Raw genomic sequence first — 5324 nt, 5'->3', positions numbered from 1 at the left:
GGGCGCTTCAGTGTGGGGCCGGTCAGTCGGCGACGTGGTGGCGCGGGTCGGGGGCCTCGTGCTTGCCCTGGTACTCGTTAGCGGGCGTACCAGCCGTGAACTCGGCCTGTGAGACCGAGGTCAGCAGGGACACGAGGGTGGCGAGGGCGGCAGCGGAGAGCGCGCCGGGCCAGTCCACGTCAAGGATGCCGACAACGCCGGTGGCGAGGACGGCGAGCAAACTCTGACAGAAGGTCTTAATGGCCCTCTCCGACGCGCCACGCCAGAACTCGGGGGTGGTGTAGATGCTCATGTGTGCTCCGTTCAGGCGAGGCGGAGGATGTCGCCGGGGTAGATGGTGTCCTTGGTCGTCTTGCCGTTGAGTGCGGCGAGTCGTTCGGGGGTGAGGCCGTAGCGTCGCCCGATGCCCCAGTAGCTCTCGCCCTTGTCGACGACGTGGACGCGGGCACCGGGCCGGATGGTGAGTTCCTGGCCGGCGACGATCTGGTTGGGGTTGGCGATCTTGTTGTCTCGGGCGATGACGGTTGCGGGGACACCGAAGGTTCGCCCGATCTTGGAGAGCGTGTCCCCGGGGCGGACGACGTAGGAGAGTGTGCCGGCGGGTGCGGCCTGCTTGTGGGCGGGCTTCTCCCAGGTGCCACGCTTGGCGGCGGCGCGTACTGCGTCCATGCCGCCGGGGACGCCGGTGGGATCGGTGCGCACCTGGAAGCCGTTGTATTCGCCGTGCCCGATGATCTCCAGCTCACCGTCCCATTCTTCCTGGAGGGCGTGGAGGACGCGGGCGAGGGCTTCGAGCTGTTCGCGGGTGGGCGGGTACTGCACGGATGCGTCCATTGCCACGCCGAGGCTGTAGGAGTTGCCCTGGTTCTCGGGGATGACAGAGCCGACGCGCCCGGTGTGTGGCCAGACGCCATAGCCTGCCTGCGCGCCGGGGTGGGCGGAGATGACGTAGACGCGCCCGGACCGTCCGATGAGCAGCGAGTAGGTGTGGTAGCCCTGCCCGTTGATGACCCACTGGAGTGTGGGGGCGTCCTCGCCACGCCGGAATGCGGCGGGGTCAGACTCGGTTGTGTGGACCGTCACAGCGCGAATGTCAGTCCAGTCGAAGTTGTACGGCCTGCCCTTCTCATCCAGGCGCACCCATACACGGTCCTTCCAGCCGTCCGTGAGGGTGTGCTCAATGCCAGCATCCTTCAGGACGCGGCCAATGCCGGGGATGCTCATGGTGTCTCCTTAGTGATGGTGCGGTGGGAGGTGTCGGCCTCCCGATGGTGTAGTGCGTACGGGGTCGCGGCGTCAATCACACGAGTCCCTCCGGCCAGTCCGGGGCGGGCGGCCCCTTCCCGGAGTCGATATGGAAGCGGAGGACACTGACGTAGCCGAGGAGTGCCCGCTCTCGGGCTTCGAGGACCCCCACACGGCTCTCTACATCCTCCAGGCGGGCGGCGAGCCGGCCGATGAGCGCGTCCTCCGTGCTCCCTTTCTGGGGCAGCCACTTCGACACGACGACGCCCGCCAGACCCGCGACCGTTGCCGCGATGCTTGCGATGATCGTCTCGTCCATTCAGCCTGCCTCCTCGTGGTGCTCGCGGGCGTCTGGTGCGGTCCCGTCGAGCCTTTCTGCGATGGTCTGTAGGACGACGCGGAGGACGGCCAGGAGTGCCACGATGACGACGGCTGGCCCGAGGTAGGTGATGGCGGTCTGCCACCAGAGTGGGGACTGCTCGGTGCCCACGAGGGCCACGACCCAGGCGACCCCGTAGGCGGTGCCCCAGAGTGCCATCATGCCGACGACGGCGCGTGGCCCCCACCCGGTGATCGTGGGGCGTCGCATGTCCCAGAGGCAGAGGATGGCGGCGACGGCCCACAACGCCACATAGAGGGGGAGGAGGCGGCCACCAAACGAGGCCGCGATGAGGGGGTCTTGGACGTCGCGCCCGGGCACGGCGTACGCGACGGCGCGGGTGGCGGCGTACAGGGACAGCGCGCCGAGGGCCAGACGGATCGGCGGGGCTGTCGAAGGGAATAGACGGGCGGGCACGGTGGCCTCCTTGGTGTCGGTGACGGGTCAGGCTGTGGCGGCGTCGGTGACGGCGTCCACGAGGGCCTGGGGGTCGCAGCCGGAGGCGATGGCTGACCGGGTGAGGTCTGCGAGCTGGGCGGGTGCGGTGGCGACGCGGGTGCGGCGTTCTTGCTCGACGGCAACCGCGACACGGAGATTGTCGAGGTCGTCGTCCGGCCAGGTCTCGGCGTTGGTCAGGTCAGGGAGGGTAGCGGGCATGGGGGCGCGCTCCTTTCAGGTCAGGCCGGGGTGCCGGGGAGCGTGGAGGGCCAGGAATCAGTGGTATCCCAGATGAGGGAGCCGTAGCCTGGCGTGGCCTCGCCGAAGATGTAGTAGGGGGCAAGGCTTGAGATGGCGAGCTTCACGGCAGCCACGGGCCGCGTGCTGTTGTCGGCCAACAGGACCGCGCTCATCTGACGCCCGCCGATATCGACGCGGAACCCAGCCCACTGGTCTGGCGCAAGATGCGCGCTGCCGCTGCCCAGCAGCTTTTCGGCCACGAAGGACACTCGGCTGCCCGATCGCTTGATGCGCACTGACCCGGTGAAAGTGCCGCCTAGCAACGCGGAGATGTTCCGCCACCCGGTGTCGCCGTCAGTGACGGCCCATCCGGTGGGCCGCTTTCGCCAGGTCCATGCGCCGACGTTTGCCCCGTCCGTAGACCGGTACTCGGCCCCCACCGGCTCGGACCCCGTGATGGTCCCCGCCGTCGTGGACGGCACGTCCGGGCGGCCAGGGCCAACGATGACGTAGGACGACGCCGAGGACACCACACCCGGCGCGCCAGGATCGCCCTTGGTGCCGGGGTCTCCCTTCGGGAGCACCAGGCCCAGTGTCAGGTCAGGGGAGGTGCCCGTGATCGTCGCGGACGGGGCAGCCCCGGAGGTGACCGTCCCGATCTTGATAGTCGGAGTCTGCCCTGACGCGCCCCGCAGGTCCACGGGCTCGCCGCCGTCCCACGACAAGGCGGTGCCCTGCCAGGTCGGGACCGGGGTATGCCCGTCGTCGCCCGCCTCGCCCTTCAGGTTCGGGCCGGGCACGCCGTCCACGACCAGGCGCGTCCCGTCCCATGCCAGGTTCGGGGTGCGGCCGTCCTTGCCTCGGAGCGCCGCGGCGTCCACGTCCCGCGTGGTGCCGTCCGAGAGGGAGAACCGGAGCGTGGTGCCGTCCAGCGTCACCGACTCGACGCCCACACCGTCATCCCCGTCGTCACCGGCCAGGGCGGACAGGTCTACGTCCTGCGTGGTCCCGTCCGTCCAGGTGAACCGGGCGGTCGCGCCGATCATCTCCACGGACGTGATCCCGCGCCCGTCGTCACCGTCCGCGCCCGTGAACTCCCCGGACTCGATCCGGGCCACGAGCGCCTCGGCCCGCGCCACCAGGTCAAAGGCGGACGGCAGATCCTCGGGCAGCGGCTCCAGCGTGGACGGGTCCACACGGTCCAGCAGGTGGGCGAGGTGTTCCCCGCCGGCCGGGACGAGCGCGTGGTCTTCCCGTGATGCCGCACCCTTGGGGGCCCACAGGATCGACACGACCTCCCCGGCCACATGAGCCACATCCAGGGTCGCCCGCCCATCCACGGGCAGCACCACCTGCCACGGCACATGCAGGGACTCCGGGGCGCGCCGCCACGTCCGGCGGGTCACTATCACATGCCCGGTGGCAGGCCCGTCCCAGTCGGACCAGTCGAAAATGAGTTTCGTCACGGTGTGCTCCTAGTTGGTCACGGCTTGGACGGGTCGAGCGGGTCATGCAGGTCGGCCCGCATGATGGAGACGTGATCCACCACGGCGGACCCGGACAGGCCGGTCGCCTTGATGAACAGCGAGGCGTTCTGCGTGCCGGGCGGCATGGTGAACGTCGTCGTGTGATCCTTGAACCCGTTCGTGGCCGCGTCGATGCGCACGAGCGGGATCGTCTCCCCCACGTAGCGGCCATCCATGAGGCGGGGCCGCAACTCCACCTCGACCGCGCCCGCCGTGGGGGCGACGTTCGCGAGGACGTGGACCCGGTACTCTCGGCCCGGCTCAAGGGCGAGGCCCTGCGAGACGGTGCCGGTCACCGCCGACGACGACGCCGAGCGGATGCAGCCCAGGCCGCTGTACTGGTGCGACGTGGACCGCGACCAAATGGACAGGGACGATGACGCCCACGGGTACGCCCCCGTAGCGAATGTGGTGACGGGGTACGCGTTGAATCCCGGATCGACCACGACCTGCGCGGGGCGGAGCATGCGGGGGAGGAGCGTCTCGAATCCCTGCGAGGCGAGCCAGTCGATCCACCGGGTGAACAGGTCCCACGAGACGGTGCCCGAGCTGGTCGGGGTCTGGCCCGGCTTGGCGACCTCATGGAATGCCAGCGTGGGGACGAGGCCCTGGGTGGTGGACCCCACCGCATACCGCTTCATCCGCTCGAACGCGCGCTCCTGCGTCTCCGCGTCGGCGAGGCCATCCACCACAGTCCACCCGCTGAAGAACGACGGCTCGGCGAGGCTCACGGCGGACGTGTGCGGCTCGGACGTGAGCTGCACCTGGTTGAAACGGAGCGCCATCTCCCGGTCACCCTCCGGGGACCGATGCCCACGCGGGTAGGTGAAAGTCATAGGGTACTCCCCGACGAGGTCCGCGATAACACGCGAGCCCTCATCCACGCGGGCCAGGAACGTGGGGGTCCCCTCCGACTCGTGCCCGGCGGCGTGGTTCCCGATCTCCCACCCATAGGTCGTGTGCAGTGCACGGATCGAGTCGTGCGGGGTCAGGGCCGAGCACGCCGCATGGTAGCCGACGAGGCCGTACTGCGCCATGTACTCGGCGGCGTGCACCAAACCGTTGAATCCATCATCGAAGCGGAGAATCACCGGGCAGCGCCGAGAGGACTGCTTCGGGGAGGCCGAGGGCACCACGGGGGCGGGCTGGGAGCCAGTGCCCGGGCCAGCCCCCGTGCCGGTGGTCTGCGTCCACTCCGTGACCCGCCCGTCCGCGTACACGGTGCGCCGGTACGTGCCCTTGACGCCGGTCGCGTCGTAGTGCGTGAGCTCCTGCGTCACGAGCGCGGACGCGGCCTGCCGGACGTCGAGGGTGCAGGTCATCCCGTCGCGCGGGTAGCCACGGGCCACCGTCGCGTTCGCGGGGAGCGACTGATAGTACGCACCCGGCACGAGAACAGCCGCCAGATCGCGGGTGCCCAGCGGGGTCGGCGTCCCCGCCGGAGCAGACCAGTCCGTCGCCCGACCGTCCGCGTACACGGTGCGCCGGTACACGCC

7 protein-coding genes are annotated in these 5324 nt (G+C 69.8%); all 7 read right to left on the bottom strand.

Annotation, left to right across the window (positions count from 1 at the left end):
* Positions 1-22 precede the first annotated feature (22 nt).
* A complete protein-coding gene (locus UN64_RS19625; RefSeq protein WP_077365911.1) occupies positions 23-292 on the bottom strand; it encodes a holin in 270 nt (89 codons plus the stop codon).
* Positions 293-303: 11 nt separating this feature from the next.
* On the bottom strand, positions 304-1224 hold the full coding sequence (locus UN64_RS19620; protein ID WP_077365909.1) for a LysM peptidoglycan-binding domain-containing protein: 921 nt from the start codon (positions 1222-1224) through the stop codon (positions 304-306).
* Between the two features lie 76 nt (positions 1225-1300).
* Positions 1301-1564, bottom strand: a complete 264-nt coding sequence (locus tag UN64_RS19615; protein ID WP_077365907.1) for a hypothetical protein — start codon at positions 1562-1564, stop codon at positions 1301-1303.
* The gene (locus UN64_RS19610) at positions 1565-2041 is read right to left on the bottom strand and encodes a hypothetical protein (RefSeq protein WP_077365905.1); all 477 of its coding nucleotides are present in this window, start codon (positions 2039-2041) and stop codon (positions 1565-1567) included. It abuts the gene before it with no gap.
* Positions 2042-2068: 27 nt separating this feature from the next.
* Positions 2069-2281 carry a hypothetical protein gene (locus UN64_RS19605; RefSeq protein ID WP_077365903.1) on the bottom strand — a complete coding sequence of 71 codons (213 nt, stop codon included), beginning with the start codon at positions 2279-2281 and terminating at the stop codon, positions 2069-2071.
* Positions 2282-2301: 20 nt separating this feature from the next.
* Positions 2302-3768, bottom strand: coding sequence for a hypothetical protein (locus tag UN64_RS19600; protein WP_077365901.1), 1467 nt, complete (start codon positions 3766-3768; stop codon positions 2302-2304).
* A gap of 17 nt (positions 3769-3785) precedes the next feature.
* A partial coding sequence (locus UN64_RS21055) for a hypothetical protein (protein WP_216352802.1) occupies positions 3786-5324 on the bottom strand: 1539 nt, incomplete at its 5' end.

The sequence above is a fragment of the Fictibacillus arsenicus genome (assembly GCF_001999465.1).
GTDB classification, from domain to species: Bacteria; Bacillota; Bacilli; order Bacillales; family Fictibacillaceae; genus Fictibacillus; species Fictibacillus arsenicus.
Note: the sequence above shows the minus strand (reverse complement) of the source record. Positions and strands in the feature narration are given on the sequence as shown.

Excerpts from the sequence above, each read along its gene's own strand:
- UN64_RS19605 (WP_077365903.1), bottom strand. The coding sequence starts at position 2,281 with ATGCCCGCTACCCTCCCTGACCTGACCAACGCCGAGACCTGGCCGGAC.
- UN64_RS19625 (WP_077365911.1), bottom strand. The coding sequence starts at position 292 with ATGAGCATCTACACCACCCCCGAGTTCTGGCGTGGCGCGTCGGAGAGG.
- UN64_RS19620 (WP_077365909.1), bottom strand. The coding sequence starts at position 1,224 with ATGAGCATCCCCGGCATTGGCCGCGTCCTGAAGGATGCTGGCATTGAG.
- UN64_RS19615 (WP_077365907.1), bottom strand. The coding sequence starts at position 1,564 with ATGGACGAGACGATCATCGCAAGCATCGCGGCAACGGTCGCGGGTCTG.